The sequence below is a fragment of the Actinopolyspora mortivallis DSM 44261 genome, from assembly GCF_000384035.1.
Classification (GTDB): Bacteria; Actinomycetota; Actinomycetes; order Mycobacteriales; family Pseudonocardiaceae; genus Actinopolyspora; species Actinopolyspora mortivallis.
In genome coordinates this window covers 128,482-145,055 of sequence record NZ_KB913024.1, presented here as the reverse complement: position 1 = coordinate 145,055, position 16,574 = coordinate 128,482, and the positions used below count along the sequence as shown (strand labels likewise).

Below are 16,574 nucleotides of genomic sequence, written 5' to 3'. Positions count from 1 at the left end.
TATCCAGCTCGCCAGCGGTGCGGACGGTTACCCGCTCCGTTGCGAGCACGGTGTGCTGTGCTCGGTGAGTGTGACGAGTCCGCAGCGGTGCACGTGGTCGAGGAAGGTACTGACCTCGTTCTCGGTGATGTTCGTACCAACAGCGATGGTCTCGGTGATCTCCCGCAGGGACCGGGTGCCGTCGCACTGGGCCAGGACTCGGTATCCCGTGTCGTTGACGACGACGACAGCCGCCTCGTCACTGTCGGGAATGAGGACCCACTGTGTCCCTGCTGGTGAGGTGGTGACGGGAGTTTGACACGGTCGGGCATCGGGACGCATGGTGCTACCTTTCGGTGTCGGTGGTGAGGGTGTCTTGGGTCTGCCGTAGGACGGCAGCCAAGGCCACGTGGCGGTACTGCTCGGAGGCTAGGGACGCGTTGAGTTCGGCGACCGCCTCACGGTCGTCGGTGATGGCACGGCACAGCGAGCACATCGAGGTGTCCCGCAGGTTCTCGGTCACGCGGGCACGGGTCTCCTCGGAAAGCTGGTCCAGCAGGGAGCGTGGGCCGTGGTTATGGATCACGTTCAGGATCGACGACGTCTCTCCTGAGCCGAGGGCGTCTCCCACCTCGGTTCCCGAGGCTGCGGGAAGTCGCAGCGGGGAGGTGCTGTCAGCGTCACGGGCTGGTCCACAACAGGTGAACAGCTCTCCTTCCGGGGTCAGCACGGGCCGGGTGACTACCCCACAGGGTTCGTTCGGCACGGCATCGACATCGTTGGTCACTGGTGCTGCTACGAGGTCGCGCCCGCGCCCGAACGGCAGCACCTCGGCCGTGGTCAGCTCGATGTCGTAGCGGTCGGCCACGTCACGGGCGGTGTGGTAGGCCGTGTCTTGTCGAGCACCGCAGTACTGGATTTGCAGTTCCATCGAGGTTGCTGCCCCTGCCTGGACGAGCTGCTCCAGCGAAACGGGACTGACCAGCCGGTCGTGGAACTGGTCGTAGGAGACCGCGAGTTTGTCGAGTCCGGCCGCGTCCAGTTCGCCCATGATCCGTTCCGCGGTCTGCCTGGTGCGTGACCAGTAGCCATTGGTGACCATCGAACTGCGCAACCCGAGTTCACGGGTCAATCGGATGATGCCGAAAGTGAGCTCGCGTTTGAGCAGCGGCTCGCCTCCGGTGACGCAGATACCGTCCACATGCGATGCCGCCGAGCGGATGGCCCGCTCGATCTCGTCCCAGTCCAGATCACCCCGCGCAGACGGTGACGAGTCGGTGATGCAGTGCGGACAGGCCATGTTGCAGGTGTTGGTGACCTGGATTCCCAGAGTGTTGTAGCGCATGGTGCGTTCCCAATCCGTTCGGAGACCCAACCCCGCCAGAGGCGGGGTTGGGAAACACCGTTCGTCAACTATTCTGCACAGTGTGAATGTGCGGCGTCACGACCTCGGGAAGATCATTGACCAGGTCCTCCTTGGAAAAGGTCGCCACAACGGCAGGGCGCTCGCTCGGCTCGCTTTCCTCGTGCATTGGACACTCCTTTTCGTGTGATAAGCAAACAAACCGGGGAGGAAACTCCCCGGCATCCAGTTCACCAAAGAAAATACGTGAACTATACCCCCATTCGTGTTCACTTCGCCCGATGGATTCTTTTCGCTTCCAATGTTCGAGCGTTCTTTTGGGCAGAATAACGTGACACCGATCTTCGGTGCGAGTTCGGTGTTCGGAATTGATGGAACGCCTTTGCCGTCTTTGACGGCATTCCACGCGATGTTCCGTTATGCGTAGTGGCCTATCACCCCCACGGCGATCATCTTGATCGTGGAGATGGCGGTGAGTGCCAGGCCGACGGCCACGGGCCAAGTCACCCGCCATCCGGCCAGGCGCAGTCCGCCCACGCCTGCCCACCAGGTGAGGCAATCCAGGGTGGCGAGGAACGCGTGGAGTTCGAGCCGGAGGTCTTCGGGGTGGGTGAGGTGTGAGAGGAGGTCGGCGATGGTGAGTGTGGTGACCCAGCCGCTGTAGGCGAAACCGGCCACGGCCAAGCCGATCCCGGCACACTCGCGCAGCACGATCGTGGTCACCGGAGACCGAGTGGACATAGGAGGTTTCCTTCCACCGAGTAGGGAATCACCGGCCAGGGATCATGCAGGGCACTGTTCTAGTGAATGAGGCGTTCGATCACGACGAGAGTGGTGATGTCCGGTTGCCACGGCGGATAGCCGAGTGAGGCGTTCAGCCCGGTGCAATAGCCGAGGTAGAAGACCGGTCCCACCGTCACCAGTGCTTGAAGCAGGATGAGTACTAACCTCTTGATCATCTCAGTCCTTGGAAAGTGCTTTCGAACGGAACGTCCCGGCCGGGTGGCGCGGGACCCCTGTTTTGGAGCACCCGGCCGGGGTGGTGCCGTGCCGAGCGGGGGGCGGTGATCACGGCACAGCACCGGATGTGGGACGGCCCCTGGCACGCCGTTGTGCCGGGGGCCGGTGCGCACACCCGCCGGAGTCAAGCGGTCAGCGGCGGGCGTGCGTTGTCGTTCAGGCCGCGCGGCGGTGACGTCCCACTGCGGTGGTCCGGTGACCGGTTCCCGCCAGGTATGGGCTGGCGGGGGCATCCCCCGGCTCATCAGGGTCGTCGGGATCGCGGGTGGGCCAGCTCGGAGCTGGGTCGTCTTCGACGCGCACGGGACGCAATCGGTGCACACGCGGCGGGAGATAGCCGATCGCGTGCAGGCACGGCCCGCAGACCGACCGGCCATCTTCGTCCTCGGGCGGTGCGGGGCTGGCTCGACCGCGGAACGGGCCGTGTCGGGCACGATGCCCGCACAGAGCTCGAAGACTGTCCGCGGCCTCGGTGTTGAGCGGGCAAGCGTGCCACTGGGCCTCATACATGCTGGCGAACCAGGCGTTCCTGCCGCTGATGGTTACCGGGTGGGGCCCCAGGCCAGCCGTGCCAGCAGCAGGGCCAACACCGCCAGCAGCAGCACCGCGATCTCGGACTCGGACACCACGCCTCCCGAACGCCAGCCGCAGGATCACTGTGAGGACGGAAAAGAGCACTGTTCCTCCTCTGCTTCCCTCGTAGCGACGGCCCCGCCCAGCGCGGCCAGCTCGCACAACCAGGGTTCGTAGACCTGCCGGGGGCTCGACGGGTGTGCGGTGGCCGCGATCAGATACCGGGTACACACCGGGCAGTAGTGGTGCCAGCCCGGCACGATCCGTTGCGGGGGAGACTGCGGCAGCCGGATGCGAACCCCGCAGAAGCAGGCCAGCAGCCCGCGCCCGGCCCGGGCGCATTCGGCACGTCGTTGCATACCGGTGGCGTGGATGATTCGGGAATCCACCCCCACCACGAAGCGGCAGCGGGACTCACTCGGCCACGGCATGGGTCACCACCCGCCCCCGGAAGCCGGCCACCGCGATCGTGTAACAACACGGGGCACACACCTCAGGCTCGGCATCCGGCCCGGTGATGTCGGTGATGGTGGCCAGCTCGAGCCGCACCAGACACAACGTCAACACCCAGGAATCCGAGTAGCTGGCCGGGTGGTGTTCGAGCGCGTGCAGCCGGGGTGTCTGCCCCCACCGGTGGTCGGCCTCGATGGGGGCCCGCACCAGAAACACCGGACTCCGCGGATACAACGGCCGCACTCACACCACCCCCAGCGCAGGGTGGTGGTGGCGCAGGGATCGCCGACGCGGGAACACGCGTCTTGCACACAGCGCTAGCATGAGCAACGCTCCACTTCAGTAGAAACGGCTGAGGGAGTTACCCCACGTCCAGGCTTCCAACCACAGGGACGGGGGAAGGGCTGTTCGTTCGGTGGTGGCCGCCACCGAACGAACGGTCAGAAATCCAAGAGCCTCATACCGGGTGATGCCGCCCAAGCTCAGCCCGAACATCCGTATCCATGTACCTCACCTGCTCTCTCATCCCGTCAGACACGTTGTCCGACGGAACTGTCTCTGCGTTCGTGTAGCTGCTTCGACACCCAACGCCGCTGGGAAGACCCCGACGCAGAAGAGCTGTTCACGCAAAGTATCGTCGCAACTACCCTCTCTTCAAGATCGAACACTATCGCGAAAGTTTCGCGTTGACAACACACTATTAGGTACGATCGTCTATTGCGGAGTGAGCACTATGTTCACTGCGTAGATGAGGAGGTACGGGTGGCTACAGACGATCCACAGGTCGTGCTGATCCAGTTGGGGATCCTGCTGCGACGACTTCGGGAGGAGGCGGACCTGACCGCTTCCGACGCCGCTGAGCATCTGGGATGTTCCACGGCCAAGATCTCCAAGATGGAGAACGGCAAGCAGGCCATCAAGTCCGATGAGGTCAGTGCCCTGCTGGAGCACTACGGTGCTGACGACGCCCAGACAGCGGAAGCGCTACGTCTGGCTGCGGTGCCGAAGCCGCGCAAGAAGGGTACCTACCGGGACAGCGTTCCCGACTGGTTCCGGCGTTTCCTGGTGATGGAGTCCGAAGCCACCGAACTCTCCATCTACGAGAGTGAGATCGTGACCGGTCTGCTGCAAACCGAGGACTACGCGCGTGTCCTGCTGCGAGCGGGATACCCACTCGCTTCGACTCAGGAGCTCGAACAGCAGGTCAAGACGAGGATGAACCGGAAAGCCGTACTCACCAAAGAGGACGCTCCCAAGGTCAGTGTCGTGCTGCAAGAGACGGCACTTCATCGCGTCATCGGGGGTGACGCGATCATGCACCAGCAGCTCACACACTTGAACGAGCTTTCAGAGCTGCCGCACGTGAGCCTGCATGTTCTCCCGTTTCGGCCCAAGTCAACGCCGAATCACGACGAGGCGTACATAGCCAAGGCAGCGTTCGTGCTCTTGCGCTTGGATTCAACCGGTGTTATGGCCTACGTCGAGGACGTGGCCGGAGCGAACTACCCCGAAGAGAACTCAGTCATCCAGACCTACGCGACCGCCTACCAACGCCTCCGCAACGCAGCACTGCCTGAAGACGAATCACGCGACCTCATCGATAAGGTGAGGCGCAGCTACAACCACCCCTGATGAAAGGTTCGACATGCTTACGGACGTACAGCATTTCACTTGGCGCACGTCGAGCTACAGCGGCAACACCGGCAACTGCGTCGAGGTCGGCAACGCCACGAACGTGGTCGGCGTTCGTGACACCAAGGACCGCGACGGTGGCACGCTCATCTTCACTGAAGACCAGTGGGGAGCGTTCCTCGGCGCGATCAAGTCCAGCTACTGATGCTCCTCCCCGGACATAGCCAGCCGTGATGGCTACGTCCGGGGCTCATAGCTGAACATAGCGCACTGCGTAGCAAAACGTTCCGAGACCGTCCGAGGCCGGAACACTATGAACGTGTGTGGTTCAGAACACACCCGGTGTGTGGATGTGTCCGACACGCAAAACCGCCCCCTGTCCTGTCTTCGCAGGTCAGGGGGCGGTTATCCCAGTGTGCCGGGTAGAGGATTCGAACCTCTGAAGCATAACGCGGCTGATTTACAGTCAGCTCCCTTTGGCCGCTCGGGCAACCCGGCTTTTGTCCGCAAGCCACCCTTCGTTGGCTTGCACCGAAATCATACACATCGGCGCGCGCGCCCTCGCAACGGGGGGAGGTAGCGTGTCCGGGCACCATCCCTACCCCAGGTGAGAAGGAACCGAGCATGGCGGACCCGTCGTTCGACGTCGTGAGCAAGGTCGACCGCCAGGAGGTGGACAACGCGCTGAACCAGGCGGCCAAGGAACTGGCGACCCGCTTCGACTTCCGGGGCACCGGCACCGCGATCAGCTGGTCCGGGCAGGACGCCGTAACCCTGGAGTCCGAGACCGAGGAACGCTGCAAGGCGGCCATCGACGTCTTCAAGGAGAAGCTCGTCAAACGCGGCGTCTCGCTGAAGGCGCTGGACATGGGCGAGCCCACCCGCTCCGGACAGGTCCACCGGGCCAGCGGCACCCTCAAGCAGGGCATCGACCAGGACACCGCCAAGAAGATCTCCAAGAAGATCCGGGACGAGGGCCCCAAGGGCGTACAGGCCCAGATCCAGGGCGACCAGCTGCGGGTCTCCGGCAAGAAGAAGGACCATCTCCAGGATGTGATCTCCCTGCTGAACAACAGCGACTTCGGGGTGGCCCTGCAGTTCGAGAACTATCGTTGACACCGTGATCGCCCGCCTCCGCCCCCCGGGCGGGACGGGCCCGAACCTGCTGTCCACGGGAAGGAACGGTGTGAAGGGGATCGTGCTCGCCGGAGGCAGCGGAACCAGGCTGCACCCGATCACGCAGGTCGTGTCCAAACAACTGCTGCCCGTCTACGACAAGCCGATGGTGTACTACCCGCTGTCGGTGCTGATGCTGGCCGGAATCCGGGACGTCCTGCTGATATCCACCCCGGGCGACCTCCCGCTGTTCCGCAGGCTGTTCGGCGACGGCAGCCACCTGGGGCTGCGCATGGAGTACACCGTGCAGCCCGAACCCAACGGGCTGGCCGAGGCGTTCGTGCTCGGCGCCGACTTCGTGGGCGAGGACTCGGTGGCCCTGGTGCTGGGCGACAACATCTTCTACGGCCAGGGATTCTCGAAACTGTTACAGCGCAGCGTCGCCGAGCTGGAAGGATGCACCCTGTTCGGCTACGCGGTGCGCGACCCGCAGCGCTACGGCGTCGGGGAGACCGACTCCGAGGGGCGGCTGGTCTCCATCGAGGAGAAACCCAGCCATCCCCGCTCGAACAAGGCCGTCACCGGCCTGTACCTCTACGACAACGAGGTCGTGGAGATAGCCCGCTCCCTGCGCCCCTCGGCCCGGGGGGAACTGGAGATCACCGACGTCAACGCGGAGTACCTGCGAGCGGGCCGAGCCCGGATGACCGAACTCGGACGCGGCTACGCCTGGCTGGACACCGGCACCCACGAGTCCCTGCTGGAGGCGGGCCAGTTCGTCCAGGTCCTGGAAAACCGCCAGGGGGTGCGCATCGCCTGTCTGGAGGAGATCGCGCTGCGGATGGGCTACATCTCCGCCGAGCAGTGCTATGAGCTGGGCCGGGGGCTGGCCAAGTCCGGCTACGGGCACTACGTCATGGAGGTGGCCCGTGGCTTCGCCGAGACCGCCCCGGGGAACTGAACCGCCCCGGGAACTGTCAGTGGGGCAGCCTGCGTCCGGCCATCCCCTCCAGCCGCTGCACCCGGTCGGAGATCGGCGGGTGGGTGGAGAACATCCGCGCCATGCGCTCACCGGGGCGGAACGGGTTCGCGATCATCAGGTGGGACTCGCTGACCAGCCCCGGCTCCGCGGCGAGCGGGGCCTGTTGGGTGCCACGCTCCAGTTTGCGCAGCGCCGAGGCCAGCCCCAGCGGATCCCCGGTGAGTTCGGCCCCCGAGGCGTCGGCCTGGTACTCGCGGGAACGGCTCACCGCCATCTGGATCACCGCCGCCGCTATCGGACCCAGCAGGGAGACCAGCAGCATCGTCCCGAGACCGGGACCGTCCTCGTCGTCCCCGCCGGCACCGGCGAAGAAGATCCCGAAGTTGGCCAGGAAGGTCACCGCGCTGGCCAGCGCACCGGCGACGCTGGAGATCAGGATGTCGCGGTTGTACACGTGGGAGAGCTCGTGGCCCAGCACCGCCCGCAGCTCGCGTTCGTCCAGCAACTCCAGGATCCCCGCCGTGGCACACACCGCCGCGTTGCGCGGGTTACGGCCGGTGGCGAAGGCGTTGGGGGCCCTGGTGGGGCTGACGTACAGCGCGGGCATCGGCTGCTTGGCCGCGGTGGCCAGTTCGCGGACGATCCGGTACATCGTCGGCTGCTCCGCCTCCGAGACCGGGCGGGCCCGCATCGAACGCAGTGCGAGCTTGGCCGAGTTGAAGTAGGCGTAGCCGTTCATGCCCAGCGCGATCAGCAGGGCCACGACCATGCCGAACCGCCCGAACAGCGCCCCGACCATCACGATGAGCGCGCTCATGCCTCCCAGCAGGAGCGCCGTCTTGACTCCGTTCCACTGCCTGTGCACTGTGCTACCGCCTTCGTCCGGATGTCGAACCGTTCGGCGAGGACCCTGTTCCGGAGCGCTCCCTGGCCTCCGGGAACCGGTGCGGTCGCGGGCCCCGACACGGCCTTCGCGGTGCCCCGCCCGGCGTCCGGGAGGCGCGTCCCGACCCGGAGATCTCGCGGAGAACTCACCCGGTCAACGTAGCCGCGGCTCGTCCAGTTCCGCAGGGCGGCACGACGAATACGTCACACGTGCCCTCCGTCGATCACCGCTGTCGGAACCACCGTGCGTGCATCCTCTTGCGCGCGAACTAAACTGGCTGATCAACCACGGGTTCGTCCGTCGTGAACGCACGTCACGGGATCGTGTCCACGAGCTGACGAACGGACTCCTGCGTACTGCTGCCGAGCGCCGTACGGCGAACGGCGGAGAGGACTCTTCCCGAATGATCTTGTCCAAACTGCGTCAACTCGGTCACAACCGCACTCGGAAACCGGGCGGGGCGGCCACGGGGGCGCTGCCGCCCACCCCCCTCGACGGGGGAACGCTGAGCTGCCAGGTGCACGACGAGGCGGAACGCCCGCTTCCCGAGGCCACCGTCACCGTGGTGAACCGGCTGAACCAGCAGGTCGCGGTGGGAAGCACCGACGGGTACGGCTTCTTCCTGGCCACCGTCCCTCCCGGCCAGCACAAGGTCTCGGTGACCGCGGGCGGCTACCAGCGGCTGGGGACCCGGGTGGAGGTCCGCACCAACAGGCACACCCCCATCGGGGCGGTGCAGCTGCGGCGCGACCCCGAGAGCACGCTGCCAGAACCGGGGGTGTGGACCTTCGACCCGGACCACACCGAGATCCGGTTCATCGCCCAGCACATCGGCATGTCGAAGATCCACGGTGCCTTCCGGGACGTGGAGGGCCGCGTGCTGGTGCGCGATCCCTTCGAGGACTCCCGCGTGGAGGTCGCCATCGACGCCGCCAGCATCGACACCGGCGTACGGATGCGGGACGAGCACCTGCGCTCGGCGGACTTCCTGGACGTGGCCAACCACCCGAAGCTGTACTTCCGCAGCGACCGGCTCACCCAGGTGCGCGGCGACCGCTGGCAGGTCACGGGCAACCTCAGCCTGCGGGGCACCACCAGCCCCGTGGTGCTGGACACCACCTATCTCGGCACCAGAAGCTGGAACGGGACCCGCGCGGCCTGCCACTGCACCACCGAGCTGCGCCGGGAGGACTTCTCGGTCAACTGGCAGCAGCTGCTGAGCAAGGGCATCGGGGTGGTCGGGCCCACCGTGCGGGTGGAGCTGGACATCCAGGCCGTGCTGGAGGAGTGAGCACGCGGTGCCGGGGCGCGCGGGCGCCCCGGCACCCAGCCCAGCCGTGCACGACCCCGCCGCGGGCACGCACCGGCCGGGCGGGTGAACACCGTTTCCGCCGCGCGGCGGCGACTCACTCGGCGTGCAATTCCATTGTGCAGCACTTCGGTCCGCCGCCGGACTTGCGCAGCTCCGAGACGTCGGTCAGCACCGGCTCGTAACCGCGCTTCTCCAGGCTGCGGGCCAGACCGGTGGCCTCGCGCGGCAGCACCACGTTCCTGCCGTCGGAGACCCCGTTCAGCCCGAGGCACTCGGCGTCGGACGCGTCGGCGATCACCGCGTCGGGGAAGAGCCTGCGCAGCACCTGCTGCGAACCGGCGGAGAAGGCCTCCGGGTAGTAGGCCACCCGGGGGTGCTCGCCCTTGTTCAGCACGAACAGCGCGGTGTCCAGGTGGTAGTAGCGCGGATCGACCAGTCTGAGCGAGACCACGGGCACCCCCAGCACCTCCTGGGCCTCGGGATGCGCGCCCGGGTCCGTGCGGAACCCGCTGCCCGCCAGCAGCAGACTCCCGGTCCAGGCGAAGTCGCCCTCGGCCTCGTTGACGCTGGAGGGCATCACCAGGTCTCGGTAGCCGTTGGTGGAGAACCAGCGGCGGAAGTGTTCCGCCTCGGGGGCTCGCTCGTCGGTGCGGAAGCGGGCGCCGAGGACCTTTCCGCCGATGACGGTGCCGGAGTTGGCCGCGAACACCATGTCCGGCAGTCCGGGCTGGGCGGGCACGACGTCGACGGTGTGCCCCAGCCGGAGGTAGATGTCCCTGAGCCGCTGCCACTGGGACATGGCCAGTTCGGTGTCCACCGGGGTGTCCGGGTCCATCCACGGGTTGATGGAGTACTCCACGGTGAAGTACTCGGGCGGGCACATCACGTAGTGCCGACGGGTGGCGACTTTCTCGCCCTCGTCGTGCCGCGGGACGAACTGGGGAGCAGCGACAGCAGACACCGACATGATTCGCAATCTAATCGCTGCTCAGACAGTATTCAATGCGTCTTTGTTGCGGTGAATACGGCAGAATGTTGCACATGGACCCTTTGGACCAACGAATCGTTTCGCAGCTGGTCACCGACGCCCGAGCCAGCTACGCCGAGATCGGCCAACAGGTGGGGTTGTCGGCCCCGGCCGTCAAACGGCGGGTGGACAAACTGCTGGACACCGGCATCCTCCAGGGGTTCACCGCCGTGGTGGACCCGGAGGCCCTCGGCTGGGGGACCGAGGCCTTCGTCGAGGTGCACTGCCACGGAAACGTCCCCACGGACAGGCTGCTGGCCGGGCTGGAACCGCTGCCCGAGGTGGTGCGGGCCTACACGGTCTCCGGCGAGGCCGACGCGATCGTGCACCTGCGCGCCGCCGACATCCACCACCTGGAGACCGCCCTGGAGCGGCTGCGCGGGGTGGAGTTCATCAACAGGACGGTCTCCACCGTGGTGCTGTCCCGGCTGCTCGACCGCCCACCCCAGGCCTGAACCCCACCGGAGTGGCTCCGCCCTCAGCCCCGCCGCTGCCCGTCCCAGGCCTCGAACCCGGCCTGTTCCGCGTCGGCGGCGGTGCGGAACCAGACCTCGGCGACCACGTGCTCGAAGTACGGCGAGTCGGGGGTGTGGTACTGCCGCGAGGCGAACTGCCCCTTGACCGTGTAGCTCTCGTCCGGCCGTTGCCGCTCGGGGTGCTCCTCGTCGGGGTACCACTCCTGCGGCGGGTTTCCCCCCTCCTCGGTGGACTCCCGGGAAGTCCGCGCGGGGGCCTCCTCCGAGTGCGGGACGCGTCCGGCCATGACCGGGCGCGCGCGGGGAGGAGTGCCCGGGCGGGTGGAGCTGCCCGGCACGCGGCGGGGCAGCTCCGCGCCCGCGGTGCCCTCCCCCGAGGCGTTCGCACTCCCGTCGCCGGGGGTCCCGTCCTTCTCCGGCTCGTCCACCGGGTGCTCCCGCTGTTCGGAGGTGGTGGGCGGCAGCTCCGCCCCCTGCTGGTCCGGGGAGATCCCGGGGGTGGACAGCGGCTCGAACAGCGACCGCAGCCTGCCGGTGAGCTCCCCCTCCGTCTGCGGCTCCTCCCCGGCGGGGCGTGTGGCGGAGGACGGTTGCCCCGCCGGGCTCTCCGCCCCGGAAGGGCGCTCGCTCCACCGGGGGGAGGTGTCGGTCTCGGCGGACTCGTACTGCCGCCGGTCCGGGCTGTCGGTGTCGTACATGTCGAAGTCGGTGGCGGTGAACCACGTGTTCTCACCGGGTGCGGAGAACTCTGCCCCCGGGGCCAGCTCGGCGGGAGCCGAGGGTGCCTCGGCCCAGGGCTCCTCGGGGAGGTCGTCACGACGCTGCCGCGAGGAGGTCTCCCGGTGGTGTTCCGGAGTCAGTTCGTCCCCCTGCCCCGGGGCGGAAGCCCCGGCGACGGAGTCGGTGTCGTCCACGGCGGTGACCCCGGGGCGGGTGTCCGCGCCCTCGGCGGCGAAGACCTCACCACCGAAGTCCCGCTGCGCCCGGCGCATCCAGCTCCCCCGCACCCGTGGGTCCGGGGTTTGCTCCTCGGAAAGGACCCGTTCGGTGGGCCACTCCTCCGGCTGCGCGGCGGGCGCCGACGTCCGGAAGGGCCGGTCCGCGGCGGGCACGGTGCCCTCCTCGTCGGTGTCCAGCAGGTCCCACACGGCGGTGTCCGTGTCCTGCTCGGGAAGTTCCGAGGTCCGCTCGGCGGCGGTCTCCGGCGGGGACCGGTCGACCGTGGAGAGCCGTTCCCACAGCGCACGCAGCCGCTGGTGGGCGGGACGGACGAACAGCATCCAGGTCAGCAGCACGCCGCACAGGAACCCGGCGAAGCTCCACAGCCAGACCTGGGTAAACAGCCACGTCACCGCTGTCGTCCTTTCTCTCGCGACGCTGCCGGGCCACGAGTATGACCGCGTTGCCCCCGTTCGCGGTAGCCGGAGGCGTGCGGCGGGTCACCGGGTGCGGGCCACCACGTAGTCGACCAGCGCGTAGAGCGCCCGGCGGGCAGGCACGTCGGGCAGCCCGGCGATCTCCTCGTTGGCCCTGGCCGCGTAGTCGTCCAGAGCCGCGCGGGCCCGTTTCAGCCCCACCGAGTCGTGTAACCGCCGCAACGCCTCCTGGACGTCCTCGTCCTCGTCGAGGGTGCCCGCCAGTAACTCCCGCAACCGGGGGTCCCCGCCAGGAGCGGTCAGCTCGTACAGCATCGGCAGCGTACGGACCCCTTCCCGAAGATCCGTGCCCGGGGTTTTGCCGGACTCGTCGGGTGGGGAGGCGATGTCGATGATGTCGTCGGAGATCTGGAAGGCGGTGCCGACGATCTTGCCGACGTTCTCCAGCACCGCGACCTGCTCGGGATCGGCCCCGGAGAAGGACGCCCCGAAACGCCCGCAGGTCGCGATCAGCGAGCCCGTCTTCTCGTAGATCACTTCGAGGTAGTGCTCGACACGGTCCTCCCCCGCATCGGGCCCCACGGTCTCGCGCATCTGGCCGGTCACCAGTGCCTCGAAGGTGCGGGCCAGGGTGCGCACCGCGTCACCGCCGAGGTCCGCGGCCATCCGGGAGGCCTGGGCGAAGAGGAAGTCGCCGGTGAGGATGGCCACCGAGTTGTTCCACCTGGCGTTGGCGCTGGTCGCACCCCGACGCATCGTGGCCTCGTCCATCACGTCGTCGTGGTAGAGCGTGGCCAGGTGCACCATTTCGAGCACGGCCGCCGACGTGATGACGGCTTCCCGGTCCGACTCGCCGAACTCCGCGCTGAGCAGCGTGAACAACGGACGGAACCTCTTGCCGCCGGCGTCGACGAGATGCAGCGATGCGCGGGTGGCGAAGTCCAGGTCGCTTTCCACCGCCTCGTGCAGCAGACGCTCGACCCGGCTCATCCCCCCGCGCACCGACTCCGCGAGTGTCGAATCGGCTATGTCGAAACCGCCGACCACGGTGGCCGCTTCCCACGGCGCACCGTTCGTCGGATCACCAACTGGGCTGGTCACGTCACCGTCGCCTTCGTCTCCCCCGAACATGCTCTGCGAGGGACACCCTACGACACGAAGCCACCGACACTCGCCCAGTCCAGCGCCAGCATCGGAACCACCCCGAGCAGCAGGGTCACCACCACGCCCAGGGTGACGGCCGCCGTGGTGAACGGCCCCGGCACGCTGACCGTCGGCCCCTCGGGATCCGGCTCGTGGAAGAACATCAGCACGACGAGACGGATGTAGAGGTAGGCGGCCAGCGCGCTGGCCAGCAGGGCGATCACCACCAGCGGGCCCATACCGGCGGAGAAGGCCGCCGAGAACACGACGAACTTGCCCATGAAACCGCTGGTGGCCGGGATGCCCGCCAGGGCGAGCAGCAGGAAGGTGAACACCGCGGCCACCAGGGGCGAACGCCTGGCCAGCCCGGCCCAGTCGGACATCCGGGTGGCCTCACCCTCCGAGGTACGTACCAACCCGAGCAGGCCGAACACGGCCAGGGTGGTGAAACCGTAGGCGAGCAGGTAGAACAACGTGGCCGCCAGCCCACGCTCGGTCAACGTGATGGAACCGACCATGAGAAATCCCGCATGGGCGATCGACGAGTAGGCGATCATGCGTTTGACGTCCTGCTGGGTCAGCCCCAGCACCACGCCGACCACCATGGAGACCACCGCCACCGTCCAGAGCACCCAGTGCCACTCCCAGCTGGAGGCCTGGAAGGCCACGTGCAGCAGCCGCAGCAGCGCGCCGAAGGCGGCGACCTTGGTGCAGGCGGCCATGAATCCGGTGACCGCCGTCGGCGCCCCGTGGTAGACGTCCGGGGTCCACAGGTGGAACGGGGCGACCGAGCCCTTGAACAACAGTCCCATCACCACGAGACCGAGACCGGCGAACAGCAGGGTGTCCGAACGCAGGCTGCCCGCCGTGGCCGCCGCGATCTCGGACAGCCGCACCGATCCGGAGTAGCCGTACAGCAGCGCCAGCCCGTACAGGAAGAACGCCGAGGCGAAGGCCCCGAGCAGGAAGTACTTGACCGCCGCCTCCTGGGACAGCAGCCTGCGCCGCTTGGCCAGCCCGCAGAGCAGGTACAGCGGCAGACTGAGCACCTCCAGTGCCACGAACATCGTGAGCAGGTCGTTGGCGGCGCAGAACACCATCATCCCGCCGAGCGAGAACAGCGCCAGCGGGAACACCTCGGTCCGCATCCCCACCCCGCCGGGGGCGGAGCGCTGCATCACGGCGGCCGAGGCCGCACCGGGGGCGTCCACCGGCGTGCCGGCCGACTCACCGGGCCGGGCGAGGGTGTTCGACTCGGCGACGAAGGCCCCGCCCGGCTCCACCGAACGGTCCGCCAGCAGCAACACCGCCCCGAAGGACAGCGCCAGCAGGGTTCCCCACAGGAACAGGGCCGCCGGACCGATCGCCAGGGTGCCCGCCAACGTGGTCGCCCCGGTGTTGATCTCCTGGGCGTGCATGCCCAGGAACACCCCCGCGAGCAGCACGGCCAGCAACGTCAGTCCCACCTGGACCGACCACCGCCGGTGCGCGGGAGCGAAGGCCTCGACGAGCACGCCGAGGCAGGCGGCCCCGAACACGATCAGCAGGGGAGCCACCGCCCCGTAGTCGATCTGGGGCATCTCGGCGGACTGGGCCAGCACCCGGCCGCCGCCGAGCGGCGCGGTCTGCGATTGCGTCAGCACTCCCACTGTCAGTTACCTCCCTGCGAGGTCACGGGATCGGTAACGCCGACCTCGCTCATGGTTGCCTCCACCGACGGCGTGATCACGTCCAGCATCGGCGCCGGATAGAGGCCGAGGAACAGCACCAGCACCACCAGCGGGGCCAGCACCCCGATCTCCCTGCCGTCGAGGTCGCGCGGTGTCGTCCGGTTCCCGCCGTCCACGGCCGACTCCGGGTCGGTGGCGGCACCGGGACCGCCGAGCGTGTCCAGCACGGCCGTCCCGGAGGGCGGGCCCTGCATCACCCGCTGGTAGAGCCGCAGCACGTAGGCCGCCGCCAGCACCAGCCCCACCGTGGCCAGCACCGTGTACACCGGCCTGGTGGTGAAGGAGCCGAGCAGCACGAGGAACTCGCTGACGAACGAGTTCGTGCCCGGAAGCGAGAGCGTGCTCAGTCCCGCCACCAGCAGCATCCCCCCGAGCAAGGGGGTGATCCGGGCCATGCCGCCGTAGTCGGCGATGCTGGTGGAACCGCCCCGGGCGATGATCATCCCGACCACCAGCACCAGCATTCCGGTGGCGATGCTGTGGTTGACCATGTACGAGGCCGCCCCCACCTGGGCCTGCGAGGTGAACGCGAAGATCCCCAGGGCGATGAAGCCGAAGTGCGCGATGGAGACGTAGGCCAGCAGCCGCTTCAGGTCGGTCTGGCCCAACGCCTGCAACGAGCCGTAGAGCACCCCGACCACACCCAGGGTCAGCACCAGCGGAGCCAGCATCCGGGAGGCATCGGGGGTCAGCGGCAGGCTGTAGCGCAGGAAACCGAAGGTCCCCACCTTGTCGAGCACGCCGACCACCAGCACCAGCACCCCCACCGGCGCCTGCTGTGCCGCGTCGGGCAGCCAGGTGTGCAGCGGAACCAGCGGGGCCTTGACCGCGAACGCGACGAAGAACCCGAAAAACACCCACACCTGGACCTCCAGGGGGGCCTCGGAGAGCACTCCGCGCAGCGTCGCCCAGTCGAAGGTGCCGACCCCGGTCGTGCTGGCCGCGTAGGTGTAGGCACCGATCGCGGAGGCCAGCATGATCAGTCCACCGAGGAAGGAGTACAGGAAGAACTTCACCGCGGCGTAGCGGCGTCGCTGTCCCCCGTAGCCGCCGATGAGGAAGTACATCGGGATCAGCATGAGCTCGAACAGCACGTAGAACAGGAACAGGTCGGTGGCCGCGAACACCGCCACCGTCAGGGCCTGTTGCAGCAGCAGCAGCGCGAAGAAGCCACCGCGGCCACGTCCGTCGGGCAGTCGCTCGTTCCAGCTGAAGCCCAGCACCAGGGGCATGAGCAGCGCGATCACCGCGACCATGACGAGCGCGATCCCGTCCAGTCCGAACGAGAGGCTCACCCCGTACCGCGGGATCCAGTCCACCGAACCGGCCAGTTGCAGGCGCGCGGCACCCGGTTCGTAGACCCCCCACGCCGCGGCGGCGAGCACGAGTTCGAGTAGCGCGAACCCCAACGCGGTCCACTTGGCCGCGGGCTCGTTGCCCCGTGTCAGCGCGACGACGACCGCGCCGAGCAGCGGCAGCAGGATCAGCGCGAGGAGCAGGTTCATC

The 16,574-nt window shown here is 67.7% G+C and carries 19 protein-coding genes and 1 tRNA gene; 6 read left to right on the top strand and 14 right to left on the bottom strand.

The features are described 5' to 3' along the window. Positions 1–27: 27 nt before the first annotated feature. The 7 genes from ACTMO_RS0100805 to ACTMO_RS0100770 all read right to left on the bottom strand — a co-directional run bounded on the left by ACTMO_RS0100805 (position 28) and on the right by ACTMO_RS0100770 (position 3,604). Entirely contained in the window at positions 28–321 is a 294-nt protein-coding gene (locus tag ACTMO_RS0100805) for a PqqD family protein (protein ID WP_019852748.1), read from the bottom strand. 4 nt (positions 322–325) lie between these two features. Next, a complete protein-coding gene (locus ACTMO_RS0100800) occupies positions 326–1,324 on the bottom strand; it encodes a radical SAM protein (protein WP_019852747.1) in 999 nt (332 codons plus the stop codon). Positions 1,325–1,388: 64 nt separating this feature from the next. Beyond that, entirely contained in the window at positions 1,389–1,511 is a 123-nt protein-coding gene (locus ACTMO_RS23840; protein WP_019852746.1) for a hypothetical protein, read from the bottom strand. 248 nt (positions 1,512–1,759) lie between these two features. Next, positions 1,760–2,083 (bottom strand): hypothetical protein, encoded by a 324-nt coding sequence (locus ACTMO_RS0100790; protein WP_157062758.1) that lies wholly within the window; start codon positions 2,081–2,083, stop codon positions 1,760–1,762. Between the two features lie 59 nt (positions 2,084–2,142). Then, positions 2,143–2,301: a hypothetical protein gene (locus ACTMO_RS23205; RefSeq protein WP_019852744.1), complete on the bottom strand. Its 159-nt coding sequence runs from the start codon at positions 2,299–2,301 to the stop codon at positions 2,143–2,145. A gap of 714 nt (positions 2,302–3,015) precedes the next feature. Continuing rightward, positions 3,016–3,366 carry a hypothetical protein gene (locus ACTMO_RS0100775; RefSeq protein WP_019852743.1) on the bottom strand — a complete coding sequence of 117 codons (351 nt, stop codon included), beginning with the start codon at positions 3,364–3,366 and terminating at the stop codon, positions 3,016–3,018. After that, positions 3,350–3,604, bottom strand: a complete 255-nt coding sequence (locus ACTMO_RS0100770) for a hypothetical protein (RefSeq protein ID WP_245555985.1) — start codon at positions 3,602–3,604, stop codon at positions 3,350–3,352. The genes ACTMO_RS0100775 and ACTMO_RS0100770 overlap by 17 nt, the downstream gene beginning before the upstream one ends. Before the next feature lie 546 nt (positions 3,605–4,150). Between ACTMO_RS0100770 and ACTMO_RS0100765 the strand changes: the two genes are divergently transcribed. Together ACTMO_RS0100765 and ACTMO_RS0100760 are read left to right on the top strand one after the other, a co-directional pair. Continuing rightward, positions 4,151–5,020 carry a helix-turn-helix domain-containing protein gene (locus ACTMO_RS0100765; protein WP_157062757.1) on the top strand — a complete coding sequence of 290 codons (870 nt, stop codon included), beginning with the start codon at positions 4,151–4,153 and terminating at the stop codon, positions 5,018–5,020. A 13-nt stretch (positions 5,021–5,033) separates the two neighbouring features. Further along, a complete protein-coding gene (locus ACTMO_RS0100760; RefSeq protein ID WP_019852740.1) occupies positions 5,034–5,225 on the top strand; it encodes a DUF397 domain-containing protein in 192 nt (63 codons plus the stop codon). Between the two features lie 211 nt (positions 5,226–5,436). On the opposite strand, the gene ACTMO_RS0100755 is transcribed toward ACTMO_RS0100760, so the two are convergent. Beyond that, positions 5,437–5,518, bottom strand: a tRNA-Tyr gene (locus ACTMO_RS0100755). 126 nt (positions 5,519–5,644) lie between these two features. Here ACTMO_RS0100755 and ACTMO_RS0100750 point away from each other — a divergent pair. Together ACTMO_RS0100750 and rfbA are read left to right on the top strand one after the other, a co-directional pair. Further along, the gene (locus ACTMO_RS0100750) at positions 5,645–6,136 is read left to right on the top strand and encodes a YajQ family cyclic di-GMP-binding protein (RefSeq protein WP_019852739.1); all 492 of its coding nucleotides are present in this window, start codon (positions 5,645–5,647) and stop codon (positions 6,134–6,136) included. A gap of 70 nt (positions 6,137–6,206) precedes the next feature. After that, positions 6,207–7,097, top strand: coding sequence for a glucose-1-phosphate thymidylyltransferase RfbA (gene rfbA, locus ACTMO_RS0100745; protein WP_026448742.1), 891 nt, complete (start codon positions 6,207–6,209; stop codon positions 7,095–7,097). 16 nt (positions 7,098–7,113) lie between these two features. Here rfbA and htpX read toward each other — a convergent pair whose 3' ends face one another. Further along, complete coding sequence (gene htpX, locus ACTMO_RS0100740; RefSeq protein ID WP_019852737.1) at positions 7,114–7,983, bottom strand: zinc metalloprotease HtpX; 870 nt, start codon at positions 7,981–7,983, stop codon at positions 7,114–7,116. Between the two features lie 424 nt (positions 7,984–8,407). Here htpX and ACTMO_RS0100735 point away from each other — a divergent pair, with 424 nt between their 5' ends. Then, entirely contained in the window at positions 8,408–9,295 is an 888-nt protein-coding gene (locus tag ACTMO_RS0100735; protein WP_019852736.1) for a YceI family protein, read from the top strand. Positions 9,296–9,410: 115 nt separating this feature from the next. Here ACTMO_RS0100735 and ddaH read toward each other — a convergent pair whose 3' ends face one another. Next, a complete protein-coding gene (gene ddaH, locus ACTMO_RS0100730) occupies positions 9,411–10,283 on the bottom strand; it encodes a dimethylargininase (RefSeq protein ID WP_026448741.1) in 873 nt (290 codons plus the stop codon). Positions 10,284–10,357: 74 nt separating this feature from the next. On the opposite strand from ddaH, the gene ACTMO_RS0100725 reads away from it, so the two are divergent. Continuing rightward, positions 10,358–10,798, top strand: a complete 441-nt coding sequence (locus ACTMO_RS0100725; RefSeq protein ID WP_026448740.1) for an Lrp/AsnC family transcriptional regulator — start codon at positions 10,358–10,360, stop codon at positions 10,796–10,798. A 23-nt stretch (positions 10,799–10,821) separates the two neighbouring features. Here the strand turns inward: ACTMO_RS0100725 and ACTMO_RS0100720 are convergent, their stop codons facing one another. From ACTMO_RS0100720 to ACTMO_RS0100705, 4 genes are all read right to left on the bottom strand, one after another. Then, complete coding sequence (locus tag ACTMO_RS0100720) at positions 10,822–12,171, bottom strand: sunset domain-containing protein (RefSeq protein ID WP_019852733.1); 1,350 nt, start codon at positions 12,169–12,171, stop codon at positions 10,822–10,824. 87 nt (positions 12,172–12,258) lie between these two features. Beyond that, complete coding sequence (locus ACTMO_RS0100715) at positions 12,259–13,296, bottom strand: polyprenyl synthetase family protein (protein ID WP_245555982.1); 1,038 nt, start codon at positions 13,294–13,296, stop codon at positions 12,259–12,261. Between the two features lie 47 nt (positions 13,297–13,343). Then, positions 13,344–14,918 (bottom strand): NADH-quinone oxidoreductase subunit NuoN, encoded by a 1,575-nt coding sequence (gene nuoN / locus ACTMO_RS0100710; protein ID WP_051099134.1) that lies wholly within the window; start codon positions 14,916–14,918, stop codon positions 13,344–13,346. Between the two features lie 71 nt (positions 14,919–14,989). Then, positions 14,990–16,573 (bottom strand): complex I subunit 4 family protein, encoded by a 1,584-nt coding sequence (locus ACTMO_RS0100705; RefSeq protein WP_019852730.1) that lies wholly within the window; start codon positions 16,571–16,573, stop codon positions 14,990–14,992. Position 16,574: the final 1 nt, after the last annotated feature.

Excerpts from the sequence above, each read along its gene's own strand:
- ACTMO_RS0100805 (WP_019852748.1), bottom strand. The coding sequence starts at position 321 with ATGCGTCCCGATGCCCGACCGTGTCAAACTCCCGTCACCACCTCACCA.
- ACTMO_RS0100800 (WP_019852747.1), bottom strand. The coding sequence starts at position 1,324 with ATGCGCTACAACACTCTGGGAATCCAGGTCACCAACACCTGCAACATG.
- ACTMO_RS23840 (WP_019852746.1), bottom strand. The coding sequence starts at position 1,511 with ATGCACGAGGAAAGCGAGCCGAGCGAGCGCCCTGCCGTTGTGGCGACC.
- ACTMO_RS0100790 (WP_157062758.1), bottom strand. The coding sequence starts at position 2,083 with ATGTCCACTCGGTCTCCGGTGACCACGATCGTGCTGCGCGAGTGTGCC.
- ACTMO_RS23205 (WP_019852744.1), bottom strand. The coding sequence starts at position 2,301 with ATGATCAAGAGGTTAGTACTCATCCTGCTTCAAGCACTGGTGACGGTG.
- ACTMO_RS0100775 (WP_019852743.1), bottom strand. The coding sequence starts at position 3,366 with ATGCCGTGGCCGAGTGAGTCCCGCTGCCGCTTCGTGGTGGGGGTGGAT.
- ACTMO_RS0100760 (WP_019852740.1), top strand. The coding sequence starts at position 5,034 with ATGCTTACGGACGTACAGCATTTCACTTGGCGCACGTCGAGCTACAGC.
- ACTMO_RS0100750 (WP_019852739.1), top strand. The coding sequence starts at position 5,645 with ATGGCGGACCCGTCGTTCGACGTCGTGAGCAAGGTCGACCGCCAGGAG.
- ACTMO_RS0100735 (WP_019852736.1), top strand. The coding sequence starts at position 8,408 with ATGATCTTGTCCAAACTGCGTCAACTCGGTCACAACCGCACTCGGAAA.
- ddaH (WP_026448741.1), bottom strand. The coding sequence starts at position 10,283 with ATGTCGGTGTCTGCTGTCGCTGCTCCCCAGTTCGTCCCGCGGCACGAC.
- ACTMO_RS0100725 (WP_026448740.1), top strand. The coding sequence starts at position 10,358 with ATGGACCCTTTGGACCAACGAATCGTTTCGCAGCTGGTCACCGACGCC.
- nuoN (WP_051099134.1), bottom strand. The coding sequence starts at position 14,918 with ATGCCCCAGATCGACTACGGGGCGGTGGCTCCCCTGCTGATCGTGTTC.
- ACTMO_RS0100705 (WP_019852730.1), bottom strand. The coding sequence starts at position 16,573 with ATGAACCTGCTCCTCGCGCTGATCCTGCTGCCGCTGCTCGGCGCGGTC.